At 43.8% G+C, this 25,045-nt stretch carries 30 protein-coding genes, 1 tRNA gene and 2 riboswitches; of the genes, 19 read left to right on the top strand and 12 right to left on the bottom strand.

Features of this window, described 5'->3' with window-relative positions; genetic code table 11:
• From QZ371_RS06125 to QZ371_RS06070, 12 genes are all read left to right on the top strand, one after another.
• A partial coding sequence (locus QZ371_RS06125) for a hypothetical protein (protein ID WP_295210670.1) occupies positions 1 to 240 on the top strand: 240 nt, incomplete at its 5' end.
• Positions 224 to 514 carry a hypothetical protein gene (locus QZ371_RS06120; protein ID WP_295210668.1) on the top strand — a complete coding sequence of 97 codons (291 nt, stop codon included), beginning with the start codon at positions 224 to 226 and terminating at the stop codon, positions 512 to 514. The genes QZ371_RS06125 and QZ371_RS06120, both read left to right, overlap by 17 nt.
• Before the next feature lie 266 nt (positions 515 to 780).
• A complete protein-coding gene (locus QZ371_RS06115; RefSeq protein ID WP_295210666.1) occupies positions 781 to 906 on the top strand; it encodes a hypothetical protein in 126 nt (41 codons plus the stop codon).
• Positions 903 to 1,193 (top strand): transposase, encoded by a 291-nt coding sequence (locus QZ371_RS06110; RefSeq protein WP_295210664.1) that lies wholly within the window; start codon positions 903 to 905, stop codon positions 1,191 to 1,193. Before QZ371_RS06115 ends, QZ371_RS06110 begins: the two co-directional genes overlap by 4 nt.
• Positions 1,194 to 1,779: 586 nt before the next feature.
• Positions 1,780 to 2,841: a hypothetical protein gene (locus QZ371_RS06105; RefSeq protein ID WP_295210662.1), complete on the top strand. Its 1,062-nt coding sequence runs from the start codon at positions 1,780 to 1,782 to the stop codon at positions 2,839 to 2,841.
• Positions 2,842 to 3,025: 184 nt separating this feature from the next.
• On the top strand, positions 3,026 to 3,226 hold the full coding sequence (gene rpmE, locus QZ371_RS06100; protein ID WP_022288282.1) for a 50S ribosomal protein L31: 201 nt from the start codon (positions 3,026 to 3,028) through the stop codon (positions 3,224 to 3,226).
• Positions 3,227 to 3,297: 71 nt separating this feature from the next.
• Positions 3,298 to 3,918 carry a YigZ family protein gene (locus tag QZ371_RS06095; RefSeq protein WP_295210659.1) on the top strand — a complete coding sequence of 207 codons (621 nt, stop codon included), beginning with the start codon at positions 3,298 to 3,300 and terminating at the stop codon, positions 3,916 to 3,918.
• A 137-nt stretch (positions 3,919 to 4,055) separates the two neighbouring features.
• On the top strand, positions 4,056 to 5,051 hold the full coding sequence (locus QZ371_RS06090; RefSeq protein WP_295210657.1) for a deoxyguanosinetriphosphate triphosphohydrolase: 996 nt from the start codon (positions 4,056 to 4,058) through the stop codon (positions 5,049 to 5,051).
• A 28-nt stretch (positions 5,052 to 5,079) separates the two neighbouring features.
• The gene (gene dnaG, locus QZ371_RS06085; RefSeq protein WP_295210655.1) at positions 5,080 to 6,849 is read left to right on the top strand and encodes a DNA primase; all 1,770 of its coding nucleotides are present in this window, start codon (positions 5,080 to 5,082) and stop codon (positions 6,847 to 6,849) included.
• A gap of 36 nt (positions 6,850 to 6,885) precedes the next feature.
• Complete coding sequence (gene rpoD, locus QZ371_RS06080; RefSeq protein WP_295210653.1) at positions 6,886 to 7,986, top strand: RNA polymerase sigma factor RpoD; 1,101 nt, start codon at positions 6,886 to 6,888, stop codon at positions 7,984 to 7,986.
• 20 nt (positions 7,987 to 8,006) lie between these two features.
• Positions 8,007 to 8,465, top strand: coding sequence for an Rrf2 family transcriptional regulator (locus QZ371_RS06075; protein WP_295210651.1), 459 nt, complete (start codon positions 8,007 to 8,009; stop codon positions 8,463 to 8,465).
• Positions 8,437 to 9,300, top strand: a complete 864-nt coding sequence (locus QZ371_RS06070) for a GH25 family lysozyme (RefSeq protein WP_295210650.1) — start codon at positions 8,437 to 8,439, stop codon at positions 9,298 to 9,300. The genes QZ371_RS06075 and QZ371_RS06070 overlap by 29 nt, the downstream gene beginning before the upstream one ends.
• A gap of 113 nt (positions 9,301 to 9,413) precedes the next feature.
• Here QZ371_RS06070 and QZ371_RS06065 read toward each other — a convergent pair whose 3' ends face one another.
• Positions 9,414 to 9,662, bottom strand: coding sequence for an AbrB/MazE/SpoVT family DNA-binding domain-containing protein (locus QZ371_RS06065; protein ID WP_046440767.1), 249 nt, complete (start codon positions 9,660 to 9,662; stop codon positions 9,414 to 9,416).
• Positions 9,663 to 9,849: 187 nt separating this feature from the next.
• Here QZ371_RS06065 and QZ371_RS06060 point away from each other — a divergent pair, with 187 nt between their 5' ends.
• Together QZ371_RS06060 and QZ371_RS06055 are read left to right on the top strand one after the other, a co-directional pair.
• Positions 9,850 to 10,434: a nucleoside recognition domain-containing protein gene (locus tag QZ371_RS06060; protein WP_295210647.1), complete on the top strand. Its 585-nt coding sequence runs from the start codon at positions 9,850 to 9,852 to the stop codon at positions 10,432 to 10,434.
• Positions 10,424 to 10,939 (top strand): nucleoside recognition domain-containing protein, encoded by a 516-nt coding sequence (locus QZ371_RS06055; protein WP_295210645.1) that lies wholly within the window; start codon positions 10,424 to 10,426, stop codon positions 10,937 to 10,939. The genes QZ371_RS06060 and QZ371_RS06055 overlap by 11 nt, the downstream gene beginning before the upstream one ends.
• Here QZ371_RS06055 and QZ371_RS06050 read toward each other — a convergent pair.
• On the bottom strand, positions 10,916 to 12,424 hold the full coding sequence (locus QZ371_RS06050) for a DUF2130 domain-containing protein (protein ID WP_295210643.1): 1,509 nt from the start codon (positions 12,422 to 12,424) through the stop codon (positions 10,916 to 10,918). The two genes, QZ371_RS06055 and QZ371_RS06050, sit on opposite strands and share 24 nt — an antisense overlap.
• Positions 12,425 to 12,535: 111 nt before the next feature.
• A complete protein-coding gene (hcp, locus tag QZ371_RS06045; RefSeq protein ID WP_295210642.1) occupies positions 12,536 to 14,098 on the bottom strand; it encodes a hydroxylamine reductase in 1,563 nt (520 codons plus the stop codon).
• A gap of 152 nt (positions 14,099 to 14,250) precedes the next feature.
• Here hcp and QZ371_RS06040 point away from each other — a divergent pair, with 152 nt between their 5' ends.
• Positions 14,251 to 15,111 (top strand): YitT family protein, encoded by an 861-nt coding sequence (locus QZ371_RS06040; protein ID WP_295210640.1) that lies wholly within the window; start codon positions 14,251 to 14,253, stop codon positions 15,109 to 15,111.
• Between the two features lie 197 nt (positions 15,112 to 15,308).
• A complete protein-coding gene (locus QZ371_RS06035; RefSeq protein ID WP_295210638.1) occupies positions 15,309 to 16,637 on the top strand; it encodes an MATE family efflux transporter in 1,329 nt (442 codons plus the stop codon).
• A 45-nt stretch (positions 16,638 to 16,682) separates the two neighbouring features.
• On the opposite strand, the gene QZ371_RS06030 is transcribed toward QZ371_RS06035, so the two are convergent.
• Positions 16,683 to 16,769 (bottom strand) — tRNA-Leu (locus QZ371_RS06030).
• A 217-nt stretch (positions 16,770 to 16,986) separates the two neighbouring features.
• Here QZ371_RS06030 and QZ371_RS06025 point away from each other — a divergent pair.
• The 3 genes from QZ371_RS06025 (at position 16,987) to QZ371_RS06015 (ending at position 19,395) form a co-directional block, all read left to right on the top strand.
• The gene (locus QZ371_RS06025; protein WP_295210637.1) at positions 16,987 to 17,541 is read left to right on the top strand and encodes a flavin reductase family protein; all 555 of its coding nucleotides are present in this window, start codon (positions 16,987 to 16,989) and stop codon (positions 17,539 to 17,541) included.
• A gap of 244 nt (positions 17,542 to 17,785) precedes the next feature.
• Positions 17,786 to 17,885: riboswitch (SAM riboswitch) on the top strand.
• An 87-nt stretch (positions 17,886 to 17,972) separates the two neighbouring features.
• The gene (gene metK, locus QZ371_RS06020) at positions 17,973 to 19,145 is read left to right on the top strand and encodes a methionine adenosyltransferase (RefSeq protein ID WP_295210635.1); all 1,173 of its coding nucleotides are present in this window, start codon (positions 17,973 to 17,975) and stop codon (positions 19,143 to 19,145) included.
• A gap of 85 nt (positions 19,146 to 19,230) precedes the next feature.
• The gene (locus tag QZ371_RS06015) at positions 19,231 to 19,395 is read left to right on the top strand and encodes a hypothetical protein (protein ID WP_295210633.1); all 165 of its coding nucleotides are present in this window, start codon (positions 19,231 to 19,233) and stop codon (positions 19,393 to 19,395) included.
• A 287-nt stretch (positions 19,396 to 19,682) separates the two neighbouring features.
• Here the strand turns inward: QZ371_RS06015 and QZ371_RS06010 are convergent, their stop codons facing one another.
• The 8 genes from QZ371_RS06010 to rpsU form a co-directional block, all read right to left on the bottom strand.
• Positions 19,683 to 20,306, bottom strand: coding sequence for an ECF transporter S component (locus QZ371_RS06010; RefSeq protein WP_295210631.1), 624 nt, complete (start codon positions 20,304 to 20,306; stop codon positions 19,683 to 19,685).
• Positions 20,307 to 20,409: 103 nt separating this feature from the next.
• Positions 20,410 to 20,542: riboswitch (FMN riboswitch) on the bottom strand.
• A gap of 30 nt (positions 20,543 to 20,572) precedes the next feature.
• On the bottom strand, positions 20,573 to 21,016 hold the full coding sequence (locus QZ371_RS06005) for a CD1247 N-terminal domain-containing protein (protein ID WP_295210630.1): 444 nt from the start codon (positions 21,014 to 21,016) through the stop codon (positions 20,573 to 20,575).
• Positions 21,017 to 21,066: 50 nt separating this feature from the next.
• On the bottom strand, positions 21,067 to 21,624 hold the full coding sequence (efp, locus tag QZ371_RS06000; RefSeq protein ID WP_022286889.1) for an elongation factor P: 558 nt from the start codon (positions 21,622 to 21,624) through the stop codon (positions 21,067 to 21,069).
• A gap of 140 nt (positions 21,625 to 21,764) precedes the next feature.
• On the bottom strand, positions 21,765 to 22,829 hold the full coding sequence (locus QZ371_RS05995; RefSeq protein ID WP_295210627.1) for an aminopeptidase P family protein: 1,065 nt from the start codon (positions 22,827 to 22,829) through the stop codon (positions 21,765 to 21,767).
• Positions 22,822 to 23,280 (bottom strand): type II 3-dehydroquinate dehydratase, encoded by a 459-nt coding sequence (gene aroQ / locus QZ371_RS05990; protein ID WP_295210625.1) that lies wholly within the window; start codon positions 23,278 to 23,280, stop codon positions 22,822 to 22,824. The genes QZ371_RS05995 and aroQ overlap by 8 nt, the downstream gene beginning before the upstream one ends.
• A 17-nt stretch (positions 23,281 to 23,297) precedes the next feature.
• On the bottom strand, positions 23,298 to 24,152 hold the full coding sequence (locus QZ371_RS05985; protein ID WP_295210623.1) for a TIM barrel protein: 855 nt from the start codon (positions 24,150 to 24,152) through the stop codon (positions 23,298 to 23,300).
• Between the two features lie 2 nt (positions 24,153 to 24,154).
• Entirely contained in the window at positions 24,155 to 24,643 is a 489-nt protein-coding gene (locus QZ371_RS05980) for a YqeG family HAD IIIA-type phosphatase (RefSeq protein ID WP_295210621.1), read from the bottom strand.
• Between the two features lie 62 nt (positions 24,644 to 24,705).
• Complete coding sequence (gene rpsU, locus QZ371_RS05975) at positions 24,706 to 24,879, bottom strand: 30S ribosomal protein S21 (protein ID WP_002847085.1); 174 nt, start codon at positions 24,877 to 24,879, stop codon at positions 24,706 to 24,708.
• Positions 24,880 to 25,045: the final 166 nt, after the last annotated feature.

Genomic DNA, 25,045 nt, shown 5'->3' with positions numbered 1-25,045 from the left:
ACAAAAGAAAAAAGATACATAAACCCTGACTATTATAAGTCCTTGAAAGCAGCCGTAAGTGCTGCGGATATAGATAAGCTCAATGACATAAAAAATAGTATTATGCAAATGAGAAGTCAGACTGTACTGACTGTAAGTAAATCAGATATACCGGAAGTTAAAAAGATACACAAAGACGTTGTTCAAAAGCGTAATGACTTTGTTAAACACCAAGAGCATACTTATGCAGGGCAAGCTTAATACTCTTTATGATAACTTCTATAACAAATACGGGCTGCTTCACAGCCAAAGTAATAAGCGTTATTTCAGAGATGATATATCGTATAATCTGGTAGCCACGCTTGAAAAATCTTATGATAAAGACAAGCTGCTTGAAAAGTCAGATATATTCACAAAGCGCACTATAAAGCCAGCGATAGCAGCAAATCACGTTGATACAGCGATTGAGGCACTCACTTTGTCGATTGCAGAAAAGGCAAAAATTGATTTTGACTATATGCAGGCGCTACTATAATAAATTTAGACGTTAAATCCACAACGAACCAGCTATGGTTTACACGTACTTGTTACATAAGCTATAATGAAAGCAGTGAACGGACTAACGTTCAACTCCTTGGGATACCACGCCCATGTAAAAGACAGTTATCCATGCTTTCATTACAGCATTCGTTTTTGCAGGTAGAGCCAACCTCTGTGCGCTCGCATCACTCAGTAGACAGAATAGGTAATGAGTAAAGCGTGGAGCTATCGTCACTAATTCTATCATTAGGAGAGATATTTATGAACGCAGTAGGTATCGACGTTTCCAAAGGCAAAAACACTGTTGTTGTCATACAGCCATTTGGAGTTGTCATAGCTGAACCATTTGATGTGTCACACACAGAAAGTGATTTGATAAGCTTGTGAAGCTCATCAAATCACTTTCAGGTGAAACAAAAGTTGTTATGGAATACACAGGTGCATATTATGAACCCATCGCCAATGCACTCCACAACCAGGGTATATTTGTATCCGTAGTCAATCCTTTGTTGATCGATGACTATGGCACAAATCGTGTTAGAAAGGTCAAGACCGATAAGAAGGATTCTCTAAAAATAGCTTCGTTTGCTATCGATAAATGGTTTGACCTTCGTGAGTACATACCTGCTAATGATATTCGCAAAACGCTTAAGATCCTTAACAGGCAGTATTGACAGTTTTGACCTACTGTGATATAATCAATAGCGTCATTGTTTTACGACTTGTAGAAATAAAAAAATATGAGGTGATTTAATGTATACAGTCCGCTGTAAGAATTGTGGCAATTACTATGAAAGTGCTGTTAATCGGTCCGGTGTTTGCGATGACTGCAAGCAAACAGTCAGATCAAGGACAAATACAAAATACCGTGACAAAAATTATGATCGTGTTACCCTTTATGTCCCCAAAGGCAAACGTGAAGAACTTAAAGAATATGTTGCAAAACAAAATATGAGTATGAATGAATTTATCAATAACGCTATCGAATGCTATATGGCTGAAATTGAAGCCAATGACGAGTATGTAAGAAATAATTCAGAAGAAACATCAGATGATGAAACACCATTCTGAAACTCACGTAAGATACCAAATATTATAAATAAACATATAATATTGCACAATAAACCCCACCAAAATTTAAAACAAATGTAGAATATATCGCCATATGTCAGCAAATGTCGTATAAACTATTGACAATTCGGGCGGTCAATGATACAATTTTTGTATATAAATACTAAAAATCGTATTGGAGGTATGGTTATGAAGAAAATTTTAGCCCTTGCTGCCGCTTTGGTGTTCACGTTCTCGGCTATTAGCGTTTCAGCGGCTGGAAACCCACCAGAGAATATAATCATTAATGTTGATGGCTATGGACAAACACCTTTTGTTGACGTAGGAAATGATATTGTAGAGTATGGTAATATCAAATATGTTGCTAGTGATGAAACACTTTATCTAAATAGCGCAAATATTAACGAAGCGAGCGATGTAGAAACTATACGCTGCGGTATTGGTATCACAAGCACTACGGAATCTGAGTTAACAATAAATCTTACTGGTGATAACTTCATATCTGCCGACGCTGCAGCTGATTTCGGTATATATTCCAACAATACTAACATAACATTCGTAGGTACAGGAACTTTACAAATCGAAGTGCCAACTGACAAGCAATTGTTCTCACTTCAAAACTGTTCAATTCTTGCCGGCAAAGATATGGTAATACGCTATGGCGCAGATCGTAAGAACACATCTGAATTGGCAGTAAAAAGTGAAAACAGTATGCCGATCGCAGCACTCTCAAGCGCTAAATATATGCTTATGACTTTCAACAACGACAGTGAAACTGACACAAGCGGAAAGGCAGTTAAAACAGACAGCAAAGCCGTAAGCGCAACCTATGTTTCCGCAGACGACGCCGCAACCGTTTACTCTGTTGATATCTCTTGGGGCTCACTTGAATACACTTATAAGGAAGGTTCAAAAGGCACGTGGAATCCAACAATACAAAAGTATGAAGGTGCGGTCGAAGGTGGTTGGAGTTGTGCAAATGGCGCAGATACCATTACAATAACAAACCATTCAAATGCAGCAATAACAGCTTCGCTTGGTTTTACCGCAAACACTGGATATTCGGACATAGCAGGCACATTTTACAACAATAATACCGTAATAACAAGCTTGTCACTTAAATCGGCAGAAGGTCTCGCAACTGATAGCGCACCGACTGCAAGTGCTAAACTAAAAATCTCAGGTAAATTGAGCGAAAGCTCTGAAAAGCAGAATGTTGGCAGCGTAACAGTCAGCATTGCCGCAAAGTAATTTTTGTTATTGCAAGGCTTAATTGTAAAAAAAATATTAAGTGCTTGACAAGCGTATTATACAATGGTATAATAATAAAGCTGGTTTGTATAGCAAAACAAAAATTACTGCATAGAACTACTGTCTAAACTGAAATGATGGGCTTCTATGAGTCATAATTTTAGTTTGGAAGGAGGATGTCAAAGTGAGAGAAGGTATTCACCCAAAGTACGAGGAGACTACAATTACTTGCGCTTGCGGTAATGTTATCCACACTCGTTCTACAAAGAAGGATATCAAGGTTGAAATTTGTTCAAAGTGCCACCCATTCTACACAGGTAAGCAGAAGCTCGTAGATACAGGCGGACGTGTTGACAGATTCAAGAAGAGATTTAATCTTGACTAATTTTCAGAAGGAACGGATAATTTCCGTTCCTTTTTTCTTTGCCATAACAGCAGCTTTCGGAGGTGTACAAAATGGGATATACGACCATATATGAAGAGGCACAGGATAGCTTTATCGAAAAGAAGTCTGAGTTTATCGGACACATTGCCCCTGTAAAAACCGCCGACGAGGCTGTTGAATTTATAAATCGTATCAAATCTGAAAACCGCAAGGCTCGGCACAATGTTTACGCCTATGTTGTCCGTGACGGCAATGTTTCAAGATATAGCGATGACGGCGAACCCCAAGGCACAGGCGGAGTCCCTGTCCTTGATGTCATAAACAAGTCGGGGCTGACGGACGTCTGCGTTGTTGTGACGAGGTATTTCGGCGGCATATTGCTTGGCGCAAGCGGCCTTACAAGAGCTTACGCTCAAGGTTGCACGATTGCAATAAACGCCGCACGAAAAATGGAAATGTGTGAGTGCTCACGAATATCTTTTTCCTGCGATTATACTCTTTACGGCAAGGTCAGCTATGCCCTGCCCGATTATGGCGTTATTATGGAAAAAGAGGACTTTGCCGACACCGTGGACCTTGCTTTTCTTGTCAGATCAGAACTTGCCGATAAGCTTAAAAAGCAGCTTACGGATATATCCTGCGGCAAGCTCGAGATAGCAGAAGAAACAGATTTGCTTGCTGATTTCGCTTGATAATTGTGCAATAAAACAAAATTTCTTAGCCTTTATGTAAAAATAAAGGCTTTTTTGAACTAATATAGTATATATTAAATAGGGTGTGTTATGCGCTTATAACAGGAGGTATTTTTACATTTAGAGGGAGGATCATTATGCTGCCCAGAGAACAAACAGAGCTTTTTGAAAAAGAGTATCTTTGCAAATATGCCTTTCTGTCCACGCAGACAAAAGGCAGAGTTAAAGAGGAAGAACCCTGTCCGCTGAGGACTGATTTTCAGCGTGATCGTGACAGGATACTTCATTGCAATTCATTTCGACGTCTCAAGCATAAAACTCAGGTCTATCTCTCCCCTGCCGGCGATCATTACAGAACACGACTGACCCATACCCTTGAAGTCAGTCAGATCGCACGGACTGTTACAAGAGCGCTGCGGCTCAATGAAGACCTTACCGAAGCTATCGCTTTGGGCCACGATCTTGGTCACACGCCATTCGGTCACGCTGGCGAACGTGCTCTCAATGAGCTCAATCCCGACGGCTTTCATCATTATGAGCAAAGCCTCAGAGTTGTGGAAAGTCTCGAAAAAGACGGCAAAGGCCTTAACCTTACCGCCGAAGTTCGTGACGGAATTTTGAAACATACAAATCAGATCGCCGACACGAAAGAGGGCTATGTTGTGCGCTTTGCGGACGTTATCGCCTACATAAATCACGATATCGACGACTCTGTCCGTGCAGGCATTATGACTGAGGACGATATCCCGAAGAATATCAGAAAAGTTCTCGGCTCGTCAAAATCCCAGCGTATCACCACGCTGGTAACTTCCCTTGTAAAAGGCGGTGCAGAAGAGCTGCATATGGACGAGGAAGTTGACGCCGCTTACAAAGCCCTGCACAGATTTATGTTTGAATTTGTTTACACCAATCCTAAGTGCAAATCCGAAGAGGTGAAAGCGCAGGATATGATCGCAAAGCTTTACGATTATTATGTCCACCATATCGAAAAGCTTCCTGCGATGTATATGAACCTTGCGTATCAATGCGGCATCGACCGTGCCATATGCGACTATATTTCTGGAATGACCGACGGTTTCGCAATCGAAACTTTCAAAAATCTCTTCATTCCTCTCGGGTGGACAAAATACTAGATTTTTTTGAGAAAGTGAGGGAAATAAATTGGCATTGCCTGTTGAATTTATCGAAAGATTAAAAGCTGCAAACCCTATCGCCGAAGTAATGGGCAGCTATGTTTCCCTTAAAAGAACAGGTCGAGATTATATTTGTCTCTGCCCTTTCCATAATGAGAAAACGCCCTCCTGCCACGTTCACCCAGACAAGGAATATTTTCATTGTTTCGGCTGCGGCGCCGGCGGAGATGTTATAACCTTCACAATGAAGTACAATAATTTGGACTATTGGGAAGCCGTAAAGCTCCTTGCAGAGCGTGGCGGAGTACCGCTCCCCGAAGATAACGGCTACAATAGCCAGCGTTCAGATACCCGAAAGCGTTTTTACGAAATGAATAAAGTCGCCGCAAGGTTTTTCTATCATCAGCTTAAAACGCCGCAGGGCAAAGAGTGCCTTGACTATCTGCTCAACAAGCGAAAGCTCAGCATTGATACTATAAAAAAGTACGGTATGGGCTTTGCGCCAAACAGTTGGTCGGCGCTTAAAATGTATATGCTTAGTGAGGGCTTTACTGAGCAGGAGCTTGAAGCAGGGTCGCTTATCTCACGTTCACAGAGAAACACAAAAAACACTTTTGACTTCTTTGTAAACCGTGCGATGTTCCCGTTTATCGACCTAGCAGGCCATATCGTTGGCTTTGGCGGACGAGCACTTTCGGCGGACGATAAGAGAAAATATCTTAACTCGAAAGATACCCTTGTTTATTCAAAAAACAGGTTTCTCTTCTCGATGAATTTTGCAAAAAATGCCGCTGTCAAGGACAAAACTGTTCTGCTCTGCGAGGGAAATCTTGACGTTATATCCCTTAACCAAGCTGGTTTTGAGAACGCAGTTGCTTCCTGCGGAACGGCGCTGACCCCCGAACAGGCAAAGATAATCTCGAATTATGCCGACACAGTCGTTATCTGCTATGATGCCGACGGCGCAGGTCAGAAAGCGACTTCAAGAGCGATAAAAATTCTCGGCGACACAGGTCTTAAAACCACGGTCATTAAAATGAACGGTGCAAAAGACCCCGACGAATACATAAATAAATTCGGAGCAGACCATTTCCGTCATCTGCTAAACAATTCTGACGGAGCGATAAATTTTGAACTTAGCAAGTGCAAAGACGGCATTGACACCGACTCTGAGCTTGGTAAGATAGATTATTTGAAAAAGACCTACAAAGTTTTGGCGGAGATCGGCTCGCCTGTTGAACGTGATATCTACATCAACAAAGTCGCAACTGAACAGAACGTCAGCCGTGAAGCTATAACCGCAGAGGTCAACGCATTGATACGAAAAGAACGTTATCAGTACAGCAAAAGAGAATGGACACGGACGATCACCTTTGCAGACAAGCGTGACGATATCAACCCCGAAGCCTTCGATCACAAAAAGGAAGCGGCGGCGGAAAGCGGTATCATATACTATTTGTATAATAATCACGACGCCTGCAATGAGCTTCTGAGCAAGCTGCCTCCCGAAAAGTTCGTTACGGCTTTTAACAGACGAGTGTATTCAAGCCTTGCCGAAAAGATCAAAAATCTTGAAGATTGCTCTATATCCTCCTTTAACGGCGAATTTTCGCCCGAGGAAGTGGGCAAAATAACCGAGATAATTGATAAATATGACGAGCTTGGCGTTGATACGTCGGTGGTCGACGACTATGTCAGAACTCTTTTGGATTATAGGCCTAAAAATGCCGACGATGACGGCATTTCTGATGACGATTTTATCAGAAAAATGCAGGAATTAAGACAAAATAAGAAATAACATAAAGATGTAAAAATTAAGAATGGAGTGCTTGAAATGACAGACAAGAAATCTATTATGGACAACCTTATGGCTCACGGAAAAGAGACCGGCAAGCTGACAACAAAGGAGATCACCGACGCTCTTGAAAAGCTTGACTATGACGTTGAGCAGATGGACAGCTTCTATGACGCTTGCGCCGCAAACAACATTGAGATCATTGACGATATTATCCCAGACGACACCCTTGACCTTGTAAACCCTGAGGAAGAGCTTGATCAGGACGGCGTTGACATTTCCCTTTCAACTGACGGTATCGCTATCGACGACCCTGTTAAGATATATCTCAAGGAGATCGGAAGAGTGCCTCTTCTGACTTCTGAGGAAGAGATACAGCTTGCTGAGAAGATGTCAAGCGGCAATGAAAAGGACGCAAAGAAAGCAAGAAAGAGACTTGCAGAAGCTAACCTCAGACTTGTTGTATCTATCGCAAAGAGATATGTTGGCAGAGGTATGAGCTTCCTCGATCTTATACAGGAAGGCAATATGGGTCTTATCAAGGCCGTTGAAAAGTTCGACTATACAAAGGGCTTCAAGTTCTCCACATACGCTACTTGGTGGATAAGACAGGCTATCACAAGAGCTATCGCAGACCAAGCAAGAACTATCAGAATACCAGTTCATATGGTGGAGACTATCACAAAGGTAAAGAAAGTTTCCTCACAGCTTCTACACAAAAACGGTCACGATCCTTCACCTGAGGAGATTGCTAAGGAGCTTGATATGAGCGTTGAGAGAGTAAGAGAGATTATGCGAATCGCACAAGACCCTGTTTCTCTTGAAACACCTATCGGCGAAGAGGAAGATTCTCACCTTGGCGACTTTATCCCTGACGATGACGCTCCCGCTCCGGCTGAGGCAGCTTCACTTGTGCTTCTTAAAGAGCAGATCAATCAGGTGCTTTCAACTCTTACAGAGAGAGAAGAAAAGGTGCTTAGACTGCGTTTCGGTCTTGAGGACGGACGTTCAAGAACACTTGAAGAAGTTGGTCAGCAGTTCAATGTCACTCGTGAGAGAATAAGACAGATCGAAGCAAAGGCGCTTAGAAAGCTCCGTCACCCTAACAGAAGCAACAAGGTAAGAGATTACCTCGATTGATCGTGAGGGAGTAAGTTAAAATGTTTATTACCTTAGAAGCGGATTATGCAGTAAGGATAGTTTCCGTGCTGTGCCGCACACGCAATAAAATGGACGCAAAGACCATTTCCAACGATGCAACAGTTACGCTTAGATTTGCGCTGAAAATTCTCAGAAAGCTGGTGGCTTCCGGTCTTGTAAAATCCTTCAAGGGCACTCAGGGCGGATATATAATCGCAAAAGAACCCTCTGAGATAACCCTCAGAATGGTCATCGAGTGTATCGAAGGTACATACTATTTTTCAAGGTGTCTCTCCCCTGACGGCATTTGCAATAGGGGGCTTTCGGGGGCGTGCTGTTATCAGCGTGCTTTCAACGAGATATCTCAGACTGTAAGGGACAAGCTTGAAGAATACACCTTCGCCGACCTTATCGGCAATTCTGAAAAGTTCAAACCAAAGGAAACCACCAATGAAACGCAGCAGGAAGTTCAAGCTTGATAAAGAAGCTGTCAAAAAGATAAACAGCGAATTTGACGACAAAGACCTTTCGGACTACACCAATTATGACGTATATGAAGAAGAAAAGCCAAAGCACAGGTTTCTGAAAAAGCTTATCATACGGTTGGTGATACTCTGCGTTATCGTGATGATCGTGAACATTGCTATCCTGCTTTACACAGGCAGGCTTTGGTTCAACGAACCGAAAAAGCGTGATTATCCAATAAGAGGGCCTGTTGTGACCGAAGAAATGGGCAAGATAAGTTGGAAAAGCTTCGGCTCTCAGAACATTCAAATGGCGTATATACGAGCCACAAAAGGCACAAGCTTTGAGGACGCAAACTTCCGTGATAACTGGAACGATTCAGAAAATAGCGAGCTTTATGTTGGCGCATACCACGTTCTCGTGCTGGATTCAGACGGAGAAAAGCAGGCTGAGCACTTTATCGAAACAGTCGGCGACGATCTTAACGGCAGGCTTATCCCTGCGGTAGAAATTCGTCTCCGTGGGCTTTATAAGCTGCTGCCGCCCGATTTTTACGAAGCCTCCGATAATCTTTCTGCCTACTGCGACAAGATATACGAACAATATGGCGTCAAGCCTGTTATCTACTGCACCAGCAGGACATACAGCAAGATGATCGAGGGCGACAAGCGCTTTGACGACTGCCCTATTTGGTACGAAAGCCTCTATTCAAAGCCTGATGAGAATATCAACTGGCAGTTTTGGAGCTACACCGACCGCATAAAGTTTTCCTATTACGAAAGCGGCGGATACCTTGAAATGGCTGTATTTAACGGCAGCGAGGACGATATAAAAAAGTTTATAATGTAAAAAAGAGAGTGTGTGATAAAAAATCATACGCTCTCTTTTTCATAAAATAAAAATCCTATCATAAAATGAAAACAGGACAAACCTTAGTCTGTCCTGTTGCTTTCAATATGTAATTACTTGTTTTCACCCTTGAGTTCTGCCATACAAGCTGCGCAAATTGTCTTGCCCTTGTATTCAACACACTCTTCGCCGCTTCCGCAAAAGATACAAGTTCTCTGGAACTTCTTAAGGATAATCTTATCGTCATCTGTATAGATCTCGATAGCGTCCTTAACAGCGAGGTCATAGGTTCTTCTGAGCTCGATCGGCAATACGATTCTTCCGAGCTCGTCAACTTTTCTTACAATTCCTGTAGATTTCATAAAATCAATCCCCTTTAAATCAAATTGAAACGCATTTTTGCATTTCTTTTAACATAAATCTTATGATATACACATTATAACAAATATTAATTCATTTGTCAAGCACATACACCAAAATTTCACACTTATTGTCAAAGTTTTTTATATATGAAATTACTATGAATACTGAGGGTTAGGAGCACAAATTATGCTGGGTCTTGTTATCACTTTTTTGATAGTCGTATCGTTGGTTTGCGGCGTATTTACGGGGAAAATCGCTGATGTCAGTTCATCGTCGCTGAGCGCCTGCGGCAAGGCTGTGGAGCTTGTGATATACCTTTGCGGCTCAATGGCATTGTGGGGCGGACTTATCAGAATTTGTGAAAAGTCGGGATTAACTGGCAAGATCGCACGATTGCTCTCCCCTGTCACAAAACTTCTTTTCAAGGACGCCGCAGCAAATAAAAAGGCAATGTCTGCCATAACTATGAACATCACCGCCAACCTGTTAGGACTTGGCAACGCAGCAACTCCAACAGGCATTGCCGCCGCCAAAGAGCTTGACAAGCTTCCCCACGGCCGAAAGCGCTGCATTTCAATGCTCGTGGTGCTCAACACCGCCTCGATACAGCTTATCCCCTCCACTATCGCCGCAATGCGCCTTGAACACGGCGCCGCCGAACCTTTCGATATTTCCCCGGCAATAATTTTCTCGTCCCTCATATCCGTGACTATCGGCTGCGCTGTGGTCTATGCCCTGAACCTCAGAAAGGGTGATCGCCGTGAGCTTTAGCAGCCTTTTCGCTCCGCTGCTCATAGTTTTTATACTTGTGTACGGGCTTTTAAAAAAAGTTGATATCGTTGCGACATTTTGCGAGGGCGCTGCTGAAAACCTCAAAACGGCGGTGGAACTTCTGCCTATGCTTATCCTGCTTATGACGGCTGTCGGAATGTTCACAAACTCTGGAGCCTGCGAGATCATTGCAAAAGTGTTTTCGCCAATAACAAGCTTTCTCGGCTTCCCCGACGAGTGCATTTCATTGGCGCTCATAAGACCAATCTCGGGCAGCGGAGCTCTCGCCTGCCTTGAAACTATCCTTTCAAACGTCTCACCAGACAGCTATACAGGCAGGGTCGCAAGCGTTTTAATTGGCTCAACGGAGACCACATTTTACACTATCGCCGTGTATTTTTCCGCCATAAAGAAAAAAGCCTACCCCTCAGTTTTCATAGCGGCAGGCTTTTCGGATATTGCAGGTTTTGTGTTTTCGGCCTTAGCTGTCAGACTGTTCTTCTAAAGCCTTCTGCGCCTTTTCGTGCTCTTTCAGCTCGGCAAACTTATCACGCATTGTGGGACTATTCTTTGTCAGCTTCTTGATCGTCAGCTGGTCAGCCTTGTCATTTGCAAGCCGCAGGTTACGCTCAGACGAAAGCAAAGCGTCCTTTGTCTTTTTCAAATGTTCGATAGTCTTGTCGATCTCGTCAATAGCAGTTTGGAACTTTCGGCTGGCAAGGTCAAAATTCCTTGCAAAGCCCTCTTTGAAGGTGTTGATATTGTCCTCAAAATTGGAAATATCAATGTTCTCGCTTCTCACCCTCGCAAGCTCCGCCTTATAGGACATTGTGTTAAGTGCGGCGTTGCGCAAGATCGTGATTATCGGGATAAAGCATTGCGGCCTTACAACATACATTTTTTCATAGGCATAAGAAACGTCCACGATACCCGAATTGTAAAGCTCACTTTCCGGCTCGAGGAGCGACACGAGCACCGCATATTCGCAGCCCTTTTCACGCCTGTCTTTGTCAAGCTCTTTAAAGAAATGCTCGTTGCGCTTTTTGGTCGTGGTGGTCTCGTTCTCGTTTTTCATCTCGAACATTATTGAGATAAGCTCGTTGCCCTCTTCGTCCGTCTCACGGTAGATGAAATCGCCCTTGCTGCCCGTTCGTGCGTCGTTATCTTTATCAAAATATGCGCTTCTGAACGCCGTTGCACGGATCTTATTGAACTCGGTAAGGCAATATTGCTCAAGGCTCTCGCCCACCATTTTTGTTGAAAGCTGAAGCTTGAAATCCTTGTAATAGTCGATAAGCTCGTCCTTTCCTTTTATCTGCGCATTAAGGTCGGCGATGAGAGAATTTTTCTCATTCTCCACAACGGCAACAGCGTTTTGCACCTCGAGTTTTTTCTCGGTGTCCTTCGCCTTGATATCAGCTTCAAGCTTCGTTATCTCCGCTTTGTAAGCGCTTTCGGACTGCTGGAGCTCAAGCTTGTGCTCGGAATTGAGCTGAGATATCTTCATATCTCGCTCTGAAAGCTGCTGTTTGAGTTTGTCCTTTTCGTCCTCAAAATCAGCCTTCGCCTTAACAAGCGCTTGAGATACCGCAAGGTCTTTCTCAGTCTCCTTGGACTTTGACTGCGCTGTCAGCTCAGCGATAAGCTTTTCATTGTCGCTGAGACGCTTTTTCAGCTCTTCGACCATTGCTTCATACTCGCTGCGTGTTTTCTGCTGAGCCTCAGTCACAGCGAGATTTTTCTCATTCTCGCCATTGTCAGCCGCCGCTTTGAGCTTTTGTATCTCCATATCCTTTTCGCTCATCGCCTTGCTGTAACGGCTGTCAAAATCCAGCTGTGCAAGCTGCAAAGCTTTCTCTTTCTCGTCCTTGACACGCTTGTCAACTTCGTCATTGAACTGCTCGTTGCGCACCTGTGAAACGATGGCAGCATAGCCCTGTTCATCTACTTTAAAGACCTCACCGCAATGAGGGCATTTTATCTCAGACATATTTTGTTACCTCCGTCCATAATAACTTCGTCACAAATCGCTATCATAATTAAATTATAGCATATTTTTTCAAATAAAACAAGGCTCAGAATTTCTCCGAGCCTTGTTTTATCAGCCAAGTATTTTCTTGATATCCTCCTCAGGCGTGCTAATTGGCATAAGCTGGAATTTGTCCACCAGCACGTTCAGCACACCGCTCGACACGAACGCAGGTATGGTCGGGCCAAGGTAGATGTTCTTGATACCGAGATACAAAAGCGTCAGCAGGATACAGACTGCCTTTTGCTCATACCAAGAAAGCACCAGCGTCAGCGGCAGATCGTTGACGCCGCAGTCAAAAGCCTCAGCCAATGCAAGTGCGATCTTTATTGCCGAGTAAGCGTCGTTGCATTGACCGCAGTCGAGTATCCTCGGGATACCCTCGATGTTGCCCAGGTCAAGATCGTTGATACGGTATTTTCCGCAGGCAAGTGTGAGAATAATGCTGTCCTTTGGCGTAAGTTTTGCAAAATCCGTGTAATAGCTTCTGCTTGGTGAAGCGCCGTCGCAGCCGCCGATAAGGAAGAAATGGCTTATCTTTCCTACTTTCACGAGCTCCACGATCTTTCCAGCGTTTTCAAGAACAGAATTGTGGGCAAAACCAGTCGTGACAACGTGTCCGCCGTTCATTCCCGTCATTTCCTTGTCCTCATCATAACCGCCGCACTCGATAGCCTTTTCGATAACAGGCGTAAAGTCCTTGTCATCGCCGATGTGGACAAGCTCAGGATAGGACACAACAGAGGTGGTGAAAACTCTGTCGCAATAGCTTTGTCTCACGGGCATAATGCAGTTTGTGGTGAAGAGAATCGGCGCAGGGATATTGTGAAACTCTGACTGCTGGTTCTGCCAGCCCGTGCCGAAATTGCCTTTGAGGTGCGGGTACGCCTTTAGCTTCGGATATCCGTGAGCAGGCAGCATTTCGCTGTGGGTGTAGATATTTATGCCTTTGCCCTTTGTCTGCTCCAGCAGAAGCTTCATATCGTGCAGATCGTGACCGCTGACAACGATAAATGGACCTTTCTCGATAGTGAGAGGAACTTTCGTTGGCACAGGGTCGCCGTAAGCTTCCGTGTTGGCGGCGTCAAGCATTGCCATACATTTGAAATTCACTTTGCCCGTTTCAAGCACCAATGCAAGAAGCTTGTCGGCGTCCTTTTCGTCGGCGATAGCACGCAGAGCCTTATAGAAAAAGCCGTTGACCTCATCATCTTTCTTGCCCAGAGCAAGGGCGTGATAAGCATAAGCCGCCATACCCTTGATACCAAAGAGGATAAGGGATTTCAGCGAGCGGATATCCTCGTGCTCTTTCCAAAGCTCTTTCATATCGTGGTCTTCAAACCTGTTGCTGTTTATCCTGCCCTTTTCTTCTCTGACAGCGGTGGTCATTTGCTTGATCGTGACGTCATTGAAATTCACATTTGTTATCGTTGTGAACAGGCCTTTCAGCATAAGTTCGTCAGTTTTTTCTGCTGGCGAACCGTTTTCAGCCGCTTTTGACATTGCTATCAGCGCACCGATGAGCTCGTCCTGCAAATTGGCGGTATCAGCCTTTTTACCGCATACGCCCACCTTGCCGTCACAGCCCTTGTTGTGGGCAGTTTGCTGACATTGAAAGCAAAACATTTCGTTCATTATAATAGCCTCCGTGTAAAATTTTATGGTATTATTTTGGTCAAAATGCTGTATAATATACACAGGGCGATTTATTGAAATCAAGCCGATTTTATGATATAATGAGCGTAAGAAATAAAAAACACAATTGCAAAATTTGCGGGAGAACATAAATGAAAACAGATATCAAAAAGGACATATTCACACTTCTATCGGTGACAGCCGCCGCATTTTTAATGGCGCTCAACACCAAAACTTTCGTAAACACAGGAGGACTTTATCCGGGCGGCATAACGGGAATGACTATCCTTATCCAGCGTGCATTCAAGCAGCTTGCAGATATCAGCCTGCCATTCAGCTTGATTAACATTATCCTCAACATCTTCCCTGCCTATATCGGATTTCGGTTTATCGGCAAGAAATTCACCGCCTATTCCTGCGTGATGATACTTCTAAACAGCTTTTTCACCGATATCATACCCGATCATATCGTCACAGAGGACGTTTTGCTTATAAGCATTTTCGGCGGAATGATAAACGGCGTTGCCATAAGCCTTTGCCTAAATCGTGGGGCGACCTCGGGGGGAACGGACTTTATTTCCATATATCTTTCCGAAAAAAGCAATATGGACTCCTTCAACATTATCCTCGGCTTCAATGCCGTTATCCTCTGCGTGGCAGGCTTTATTTTCGGCTGGGATAAGGCTCTGTATTCGATAATCTTCCAGTACGCTTCAACAGCGGTGCTCCATATGCTCTACAAAAAGTTCCAGCAAAGCACTTTTCTCATCGTCACCAATAAGCCTAAAGAGGTCTCAGAGGTCATTTACTCCGTCAGCCAGCACGGCGCAACGATCCTTGAAGGAGAAGGCTCATATGAGCATTGCGAGCGAAACGTTGTTTATTCGGTTGTCTCCGCCGCACAAAGCAAGAAAGTTATCCACGCAATCAAAGAGACCGACCCGAAGGCTTTCATCAACGAGGTCAAGACCCAAAAGCTATCGGGAAGATTTTATCTGCCAAAAGAAAAATAACAAAAGCGCACAAAGTCAATGATTGGCTTTGTGCGCTTTTTATTCACAGAAATTTATTTGACAAATGTCGTGATGTATGTTAAAATATTGACTGAAAACTTGTAGTGGATTTTTCCGGGCAATACAGTCACCTTTTCGCCACACAGCTAAATTTGGCTGGGTGGTATTTTTATGCCCAGCAGATCAAGGAGAAATATATGGATAACAATTTTATGAAAACAAAGCCTGTTTTCCCGCTGCTATTGTCAATGTCTTTGCCAATGGTAATATCAATGCTGGTGAACTCGCTTTACAACATAATCGACAGCTTTTTTGTCGCAAAGATAAGTGAAGACGCAATGACAGCACTTTCACTTGTGTTCCCTGTTCAGAACTTCATCAGCGCAACAGCTATCGGCTTTGGTATCGGCATCAACGCCGTTATCGCAATATATCTCGGCGCAGGAAAAAGCGAAAAGGCAGACCTTGCCGCTACACAGGGGTTAGCCCTGTCCTTCATTCACGGCATAATACTTATGGTCATAAGCATTATCGCAATGCCGTGGTTCTTGGGAATATTCACAAAGCAACAGAACGTTATCGACCTCGGCGTGCAGTATTCGCAGATAGCGTTTTCGTTCTCCACAATAATAATGCTTGGGATATCATTTGAAAAGATATTCCAGTCAGTCGGCAGAATGAAGATCACGATGATGAGTATGATGTGCGGCTGTATCGCAAACATTATCCTTGACCCGATGCTGATCTTCGGTATCGGCTTTTTCCCGAAAATGGGCATTAAAGGCGCCGCCCTCGCAACGGGTATCGGGCAGACACTCACCCTTGTTATTTACATCGTGGCTTACAAGCTCACCAACATTCCCGTTGAGATCAGCCTTAAACATATTCGACCCGACGGCAGGATAATCGGCAAAATGTACGCTATCGGCATTCCTGCCACGCTTAATCTTGCTCTGCCGTCCATACTCATTTCAGCCCTTAATGCGATACTTGCGGCATTTTCACAAAGCTATGTGCTGGTTCTGGGCATTTATTACAAGCTGCAAACGTTCCTTTATCTGCCTGCAAACGGCGTTATACAGGGAATGCGCCCTGTTATCGGCTTCAATTACGGCGCAGGGGAAAAGCAGCGTGTTAAGGAGATATACAAAGTTGTGCTGTGTATGACGGGAATTATTATGGCTATCGGCACGGCGATATGCTTTGCGCTTCCAGCACAGCTTATGGGGCTTTTCACATCAACCCCCGAAACTATCAAGATCGGCGAAACAGCTCTGCGATACATCTGCATAGGCTTCATAATCTCTGCCGTTTCGGTGACTTCATCGGGTGCGCTTGAGGGTCTCGGGAAAGGTCTGCCCTCACTTGTAATATCCCTGCTAAGATTTATCGTACTGATACTCCCGATAGCCTTTATCATCAGCAGATCTATTGGCGCAGTCGGCGTATGGCACGCATTCTGGATAACGGAAGTTCTGACGGCTGTCGCTTCGGTATTCATTTATCGCAAGGCTTCAAAAATGTAGGCAAAAATAGGCACAAAAAAACGAGCTCATAAGAACTCGTTTTTCTGGTGCCGCTAACCGGACTTGAACCGGTACGGGTTTTACCCCGAGGGATTTTAAGTCCCTTGTGTCTGCCTATTCCACCACAGCGGCATTATTCAAATATCAAACATTGATATTATACCATATCTCAGATGTAATGTCAAGTTATGCAGGGAGAAAAATTAGCTTTATGATAATAAATGTTGATGATCTTATACAGCCACTTTTCACTATAACTTCCAGTTATAGCGTTATGAAAAATCGGCATTGTACAATCGCCGCATTTTGTGGTAAAATATGATCAGAAAATAAAAAAGGAGTGTTTTTTATGAGCAGAAAGAATTTAGGCGCAAAGCCATATTTGTTCCCACAGCCTGTTATGATGATAGGCACATACGATAAGGACGGCAATCCTAACGTTATGAATGCAGCTTGGGGCGGCATTGTTGGCGCTGATAAGATCATTGTTGACCTCGGCAGCCACAAGACAACCGACAACATTATGCTCAAAAAGGCTTTCACTATAAGCATTGCTGACGTGGATCACGTTATTGCCTGCGATTATGTTGGTATCGTTTCGGCAAACAGCGATCCCGACAAGTTCAAGAAGACTGGTTTCACCGCTGAAAAGAGCGAATTTGTTGACGCTCCGATCATAAAGGAACTGCCTTTGGCTCTCGAGTGCGAGCTCGTAACAGTTTATGAGGGCGGCAAATATCTCGGCACGATCAAAAACGTAAGCGCAGATGAAAGCATTCTCGAAAACGGAAACGTATCCCTTGAAAAGTTCTTCCCTATCACATTCGATATGGCAGGAAACAATTATTACAGACTTGGCGAAAAGGTCGGAAATGCTTTCAAGGACGGCGCAGCACTTAAATAAGGAGGTCACTCTATTGAATTTGTAAAGCTTAACAACGGCGTTGAAATGCCTATCGAGGGATAAGCACACTTAAAGTGCACGACTAAAATATACAAAGCCGCTTGGAAACAGGCGGCTTTTCTTTTATTATAAAAGTTAGCGGCACTTAAAACATTACTAAAGGGTAAACATTTAGATAAATATGTTTAAAACTGTTGACAAATGCAGATGGGTGTAGTATAATATAGTTTGTTAAAATTAAATAGCCTTATCAAGAGTGGTGGAGGAAACAGGTCCTTTGAAGCCCGGCAACCTAGCTTTCAGCTAAGGTGCTAAATCCTGCGGTTATTTCCGAAAGATGAGGAAATTGAGAATTTTCAAGCGTTTCGGAATGAAGCGCTTTTTTTGCGGCTGTTTATAAATTAACAAAATTTAAGAAAAGAGGTAATTTTATGTCAAAGTACTTGTTCACTTCAGAATCAGTTACTGAAGGACACCCAGATAAGATATGCGATCAGATATCTGACGCTATACTTGACGCTCTTCTTGAGCAGGATCCAATGTCAAGAGTTGCCTGCGAGACTGTTACAACAACAGGAGTTGTAATGTGTATGGGCGAGATCACAACTAAGGCTGTAATTGATATCCCACAGATCGTTCGTGATACTGTTATCGAGATCGGTTATGACAGAGCTAAGTACGGCTTTGACGGACACACTTGCTCAGTTCTCACAACTATCGACAAGCAGTCCCCTGATATCGCAATGGGCGTTGACAATGCACTTGAAGGCAGAGCTGAAAACGCATTCGACACAGGCGCAGGCGATCAGGGCATGATGTTCGGCTTTGCTTGCGATGAGACACCTGAGCTTATGCCAATGCCTATCTCACTTGCTCACAAGCTTGCCCTCAAGCTCACAGAAGTAAGAAAGAACGGCACTCTGCCATATCTTAGACCGGACGGCAAGACACAGGTAACAGTTGAATATGACGACGGCAAGCCAACAAGAGTTGACGCTGTTGTAGTTTCATCACAGCACGATGACGCTGTTACACTTGAGCAGATCAGAGCGGATGTCATCGAAAAGGTAATAAAGCCAGTTATCCCCGCTGAGCTTCTTGACGACAACACAACATATTTTGTAAACCCAACAGGCAGATTTGTTGTAGGCGGCCCACAGGGCGACAGCGGTCTGACAGGCAGAAAGATCATCGTTGATACTTACGGCGGATACGCTCGTCACGGCGGCGGAGCATTCTCGGGCAAGGATCCTACAAAGGTTGATAGAAGCGCAACATACGCTGCAAGATACGTTGCAAAGAACATTGTTGCAGCAGGTCTTGCTAAGAAGTGCGAAGTTGAGCTTGCTTACGCTATCGGCGTTGCACACCCTGTATCTATTATGGTCGACACATACGGCACAGGTAAGGTTTCAGATGAAAAGATCGAAGCAGCAGTTGAAAAGGTATTCGACCTCAGACCTGCGGCTATCATCAAGACACTTGACTTGAGAAAGCCACAGTACAAGAAGCTTGCAGCTTACGGACACATCGGCCGTGAAGATCTTGATGTTGCTTGGGAAAAGACAGACAGGATCGACCAGCTTCTTGAAGCAGTTAAGTAAGATATAAATAGCAATAATGATACACTTCTGAAAGGGGTGTATCATTATTATAATTGCAGCATATATAAATTATAGAGGCAGAAAAATGAATAAGAACAATGATAAAATATGGCTTATAATCGGGATAATTTTAATAGGGGTAGGTGCATTGTTTGTTGCGTTTAGCATTATAACAATAAGCAAATGTGACAAAACTGAAGCACTTATTAGCATAGAAGTACATCAAAGAAGCTCTGGGAAAAAAAAATAAACAGGCATATTTGACTTATACATATAATGGCAAGATATATTCTGATGTGCATATCAACACTTACAATGGCTTTACAATGAAAGACGGCAAGAATATTACGATCTACATTGATCCAAACAAGCCCGAAAAACCTAAAACAACAGATTTTTTATGGACGTTCATATGTTGCTTGATAGGTGCCGCAAGTTTATTTGCATACTTTAAAGGCAAACGAAAATTACAATAAGAAAAAGAGCTGGGACAATAAAATGTCTCAGCTCTTTTTTTGTGTTCAGCTAAAATAAAAATCAGTTACAACCCTTTAATACGGGCGAAAGCGGCTTGTATATGAGAATAGTGACAAGCGCACACACGATACCCTTCACAAAGGTAAACGGCAGATTAAAAATGCACAGCGCTGAGAAAATGTTCTTCACGCCAGGCATAATCTCTTTGTACATTCCAAGGATAGCAGCCTCGCCGCCGAAAGCCTTGAAGTAGATCGGGTAAACGATGAAGTAATTAAGCGGCAGGCTTATTACTGTAAACACCAGCGTGCCGATCAGGCAGCCGATAACGGCGGCCTTTTTCGTCTTGTGCTTTACATAGATAAGCGAAGCCGTCAGCACGAAAGCTGCGCTTGTTACAAAGTCGAAAATGTTGCCGATACCCATTGTTGTGCCAAGACCTTTTATAATGAGCTGGATAACGTTCTTGATAAGGCAAACGATCACGCCTGCTATAGGACCCATTGAGAATCCTGCCAGCAGGGATATAACGTTTGAAAGGTCAAGCTTGATAAATCCTGGCATAAGCGGCACAGGAAAATCAAGGTAATATATCACAGTAGCGATGGCGCTGAGCATAGCCACCGTCACCATTTTTCTTGTTGTAAAAGCCTTTTTAACAGGCATTGTGTTTTCACTTGTCATTGTTAATTCCTCCAAATAAATAAAATTATCGGGAGAAACAGCAGCAAATAGCGCAAAAACGCCCTGAAAATCTTTTCAGGGCGCCTAAGTATGCAAAATTGATCTGTCGTTTCTTCCATCCGGACTTTGACCGTCGGTTTCGGAATCTCACCGAATCAGCGCATTTCTGCGGTCGAGGACTTACGAATAAATTCGATCACCTCCGGTGTGGAATTTCACCACCCCTGAAACACATTATTAAATTTTAGCTGAACACTTATAAGAAATTAATCCTCGTCTTCCTCATCGTCAATCTCTGAGAAATCGAATTCGAGGCTCTCTCCGCAATTAGGACAGTCAATGGAGCCTTCTGCAATGATGTTCTCGCCAAGCATAATCGTATCGCCGCAGTTAGGGCAAACGCACTCGTACATAGCGTCGTCATCATCTTCATAGTCTTCATCGTCATCGTCGCAGCAGCAATCGTCATCACAATCGCAGTCGTCATCGTCACAATAGAAGTCATCTTCAAGCTCGCCAAGATCTTCATCTAGTGTATCGAGAAGCTCAACAGCCTCGTCAACTTCATCAGCAACGTCCTCAACAGTAGCAGCCATTTCATCAAGAATATCTGCCATTGCGTAAAGAATCTTACCCTCGTTTGTTGAATCGTCTATCTTGAGACCGTCCATAAGTCCCTTTAAATATGCAACCTTCTTTGACAGCTCCATAATATTCCCTCCGTTTCTGAATATCCGTTAGCTTTAATTGCTATTGCTTATTATGCACGCTCCATATACTCGCAAGTACGAGTATCGATCCTGATCCTGTCGCCTGTGTTGATGAACAGAGGAACTCTGATCTCAGCGCCAGTCTCAACAGTTGCAGGCTTAGTAGCGTTTGTAGCTGTGTCGCCCTTGATACCAGGCTCAGTCTCAGTTACTTCGAGATCTACAAAGTAAGGAGGCTCAACGCCGAATACTGTGCCCTTGTATGAAAGGATCTTACATACCATATTTTCCTTTACGAACTTAAAGTTGTCGGAAAGCTCAGCCTTGTTTACAGGAACGAGCTCATAGCTCTCTGGATCCATAAAGTAATAAAGATCGCCGTCGTTGTAAGAATACTCCATATCCTTTCTCTCAACATAAGCTGTTGGGAATTTTGCAGTTGGGTTGTAAGTCTTTTCAACTACGGAACCGGAAATTACATTTCTAACCTTGGCTCTTACGAAAGCAGCGCCCTTACCAGGCTTAACGTGCTGAAACTCCACGATCTGCATTACGTTGCCGTCCTCTTCAAAAGTTACGCCGTTTCTAAAATCTCCAGCAGTTACCATTATTTAGTACCTCCATAAACATTCTTGATTATCTGTATGAACAACAAAAACAGTCAAACATACTCATATAATTATTTTACCATATTTATTTGTTTATTGCAAGGGCTTTTTAAAACTTTTTTATATAAAAGATAAAAAAGTTACAAACAAATAAGCTTTTTCGGGGCTTTTGTCATATTAATGCAGCCCTCTTTTGTGACAATAACGAAATCCTCTATCCTTACGCCAAATTCGTCCTCAAGGTAAATTCCCGGCTCGACAGTCACGATAGAATTTTCGGGCAAGATATCTTCCCTGCTTGGAGAAGCATAAGGACTTTCGTGAATTTCCATACCAACGCCGTGACCAAGGGAATGGCCGAAATTGTCACCATAACCGGCGGCGGAAATGATATCTCTCGCCACCTTGTCAAGCTCTCTTCCGCTCATTCCGGCTTTGACAGCTTCTAGACCTGCAAGCTGCGCTTTCAGAACGGTCTCATAAACGTAGCGCATTTTGTCTGTTGGCTCGCCAACGCAGACAGTTCTTGTCATATCGCTGTGCCAGCCCTCATAAACTGCGCCGAAATCCATAAGCACAAAGTCGCCCTTTTCGACCTTCTTATCAGAAGGAACGCCGTGGGGCAGCGATGTGTTTTTTCCCGAAAGCGCAATGGTATCAAATGACAGCGCCTCTGCACCGTTGCTGAGCATAAAGTAATCAAGCTCAAGCTGAATTTCTTTCTCAGTCCTGCCAATCTTGATAAAGTCAAGCATATGCTCAAAGCCCTTCTCGGCAATGCGCTGCGCCTTTATTATCTTGTCGATATCTGCCTGCGATTTAACAGTTCTGATATCACGGATAATCTCCGCAAGCTTGCCGTCAGCCTTGATATCAGCGTTTATCCTCTGCTGATAGCCTATAAGCTCAGCAACCGTGCAGGTGTCCGCATTTATGGCGGCGGTCTTTGCGCCGTGTCTTTCCATAAGCTCGTTTATCTGCTCATAAAGCCTGCCCTGCAAAATGACTTCGCAGGCTGTGACAGACTTTCTCGCCTTTTCGATATATCGGAAATCAATGATGAAATAGGACTTCTCAGGGAAAACCACAAGAGTTCCTGCGCTTGACTTCATTGAAGTGAAATAGCGCCTGTTCACATCGTCGGTGATGATCGCACAATCTGCAGTTTCTTTGACCCTTGACTGTAGCTTTTCAAAATCAGACATTTGCCTCACCGCTTTCCTCTGACAGCTTGTAATGGAGGGCGTCTATACCCATATAATATGAATACTTGCCGAAGCCGCTTATCTGACCCATACAAACCGGTGCGATAACAGACGTGTGTCTAAACTCATCACGGGCGTGGATATTGCTAAGGTGAACTTCGATAACAGGCACTTTGATAGCTGCAATAGCGTCTCTGATAGCATAGCTGTAATGTGTATATGCGCCAGCATTGAGCACAATGCCGTCATACTCAATTCTTGCAGCGTGGAGCTCGTCGATTATCTCACCCTCGTGGTTCGATTGGAAAACGTCGCACTCAAAATCATATTTCTTTGCGTGCTCAACGATCTCCTTGTTGATGCTCTCATAAGTATCCGTGCCGTAAACTCCCGGCTCACGCTCGCCCAAAAGGTTGAGGTTAGGGCCGTGTATAACTAAAATTCTCTTCATAATTTATCCTCTCAAATCTATTTGACTGACATATAATATTGCTTCATTGTCAAGGCGTCCTTATCCTGAGTGCCTGCGCTTTCGCAGACAAATGTTGGCGAAAGGCCTTTCTTTGCAACGATCTCCATAAGTGGCTCATAATCTGGACCAAAACCTTGGTTATCATCAAAGGTCAAATGCTTCTTTTCTCCGCCAGGGTTTGTGAACATTATCTTTGAAAAATGACTGTGGAAAATTTTCAGCCTGTCGTGGCCGATAGCATTTTCCACCTCGTCAAGCATTTTTTCGTACTCAGCCTTGCCCTTTATATATCCGAACTCTCTTGCATTAAGGTGTCCGAAATCTATTGTGGGCAGGAATGTGTCGTCAAGCTTGCAAAGCTCAAGTACTTCCGTCAGATTGCCAAGCTGGTTCACCTTGCCCATTGTTTCGGGACAGAAAACGATATGCTCAAAGCCCTGTTCAACGGCGGTCTTTCTCGCCCTTGTGAGTGTGTCCTTAGCAAGCTCAAGAGCATCCTCACGGCTTATCTTTGCGCAGCTTCCCGAATGGATAACGATACGCTCAGCGCCCATTCTGCTTGCGGCGTCGCAGGACTGCAAGATGTAGTTTATGCTGTTGTCACGCTTCTCGGCTTCAAGGCTTGAAAGCGAAATAAAATAAGGTGCGTGGAGCGAAAGTGTGATGTTATGCTCCTTAGCCTTATCTTTAAGAGCAAAGGCGATCTTGTCCGACACCTTAACTCCCCTGCCGCATTGATATTCGTAATGGTCAAGTCCCATTGCTTCGAGATAGCCGGGGGCTTGCAATGTTGTTTTATATCTAGCAGAAAACGCTTCGCTGTTTCCCGCAGGTCCAAATCGTGCAGACATTGTCAGCGCTCCTTTCTAAGTTTCGGCAAAAATGGTTTTTCGCAGGCTCTTTTAAATCTAAATGGCAGGCTTGTTTCTGGCTCTATTGGAAAAACGAATATAGAGCGAATGCCTTTCAGATTCGAACCCAGCACGTCAGTAAATATCTGATCGCCCACAGCCGCAACATTTTTCTTTTCAAGTCCCAGCTTTGCGATAGCCTTTGTATAGCCGAACGTCAGCGGCTTTTTGCCCTCGGGCACAAAGTCAAGGTCAAGCTGTTTTGCAAAGGGTTCCACCCTTGGTGCGTGGTTATTTGAAACGATCATAAGCTTTATCCCTGCGGCTTTCATCTCAGCCAGCCAGTCAAGGCTCGACTGGGGCGGCACGGGATTATTATGTGTCGTCAGCGTATTATCAAGATCGAGGAGCAGCCCCTTGATATGCTTTTTAGCAAGAAAATCGGGGGTTATCTCTCCTACCTTGTCAAAAACATAAGTTGGTTTAAACATAAAAAACTCCTGTATTATAAAAACAAAAAGCGGACATAAAAATGCCCGCCTTTAATTACATATTAGTATTTACGCTTACGAGCAGCTTCGGACTTCTTCTTACGCTTTACCGAAGGCTTTTCGTAGTGTTCTCTTTTACGAACCTCAGCGATAACGCCGTCTCTAGCGCAAGATCTCTTGAAACGCTTAAGCGCTGTATCCAAAGTTTCGTTCTTTCCAACACGGATTTCTGCCAAAATTATTCCCTCCCTTTGCCACCTGTGACAGAGGCAATCGTATCGGTATTTCCGAAAATCAACGGTGATAGTGAAGGCGTCTGCATACGCAAACCTGAAACGCTTTACGTTCCCCCAGTCCTGCTTTCGGACCGCTCTGTCTTTAATCTGCGGAATTTATATGACC

Source organism: Ruminococcus sp. (genome assembly GCF_019423705.1).
Lineage (GTDB): Bacteria > Bacillota > Clostridia > Oscillospirales > Ruminococcaceae > Hominimerdicola.
Note: the sequence above shows the minus strand (reverse complement) of the source record. Positions and strands in the feature narration are given on the sequence as shown.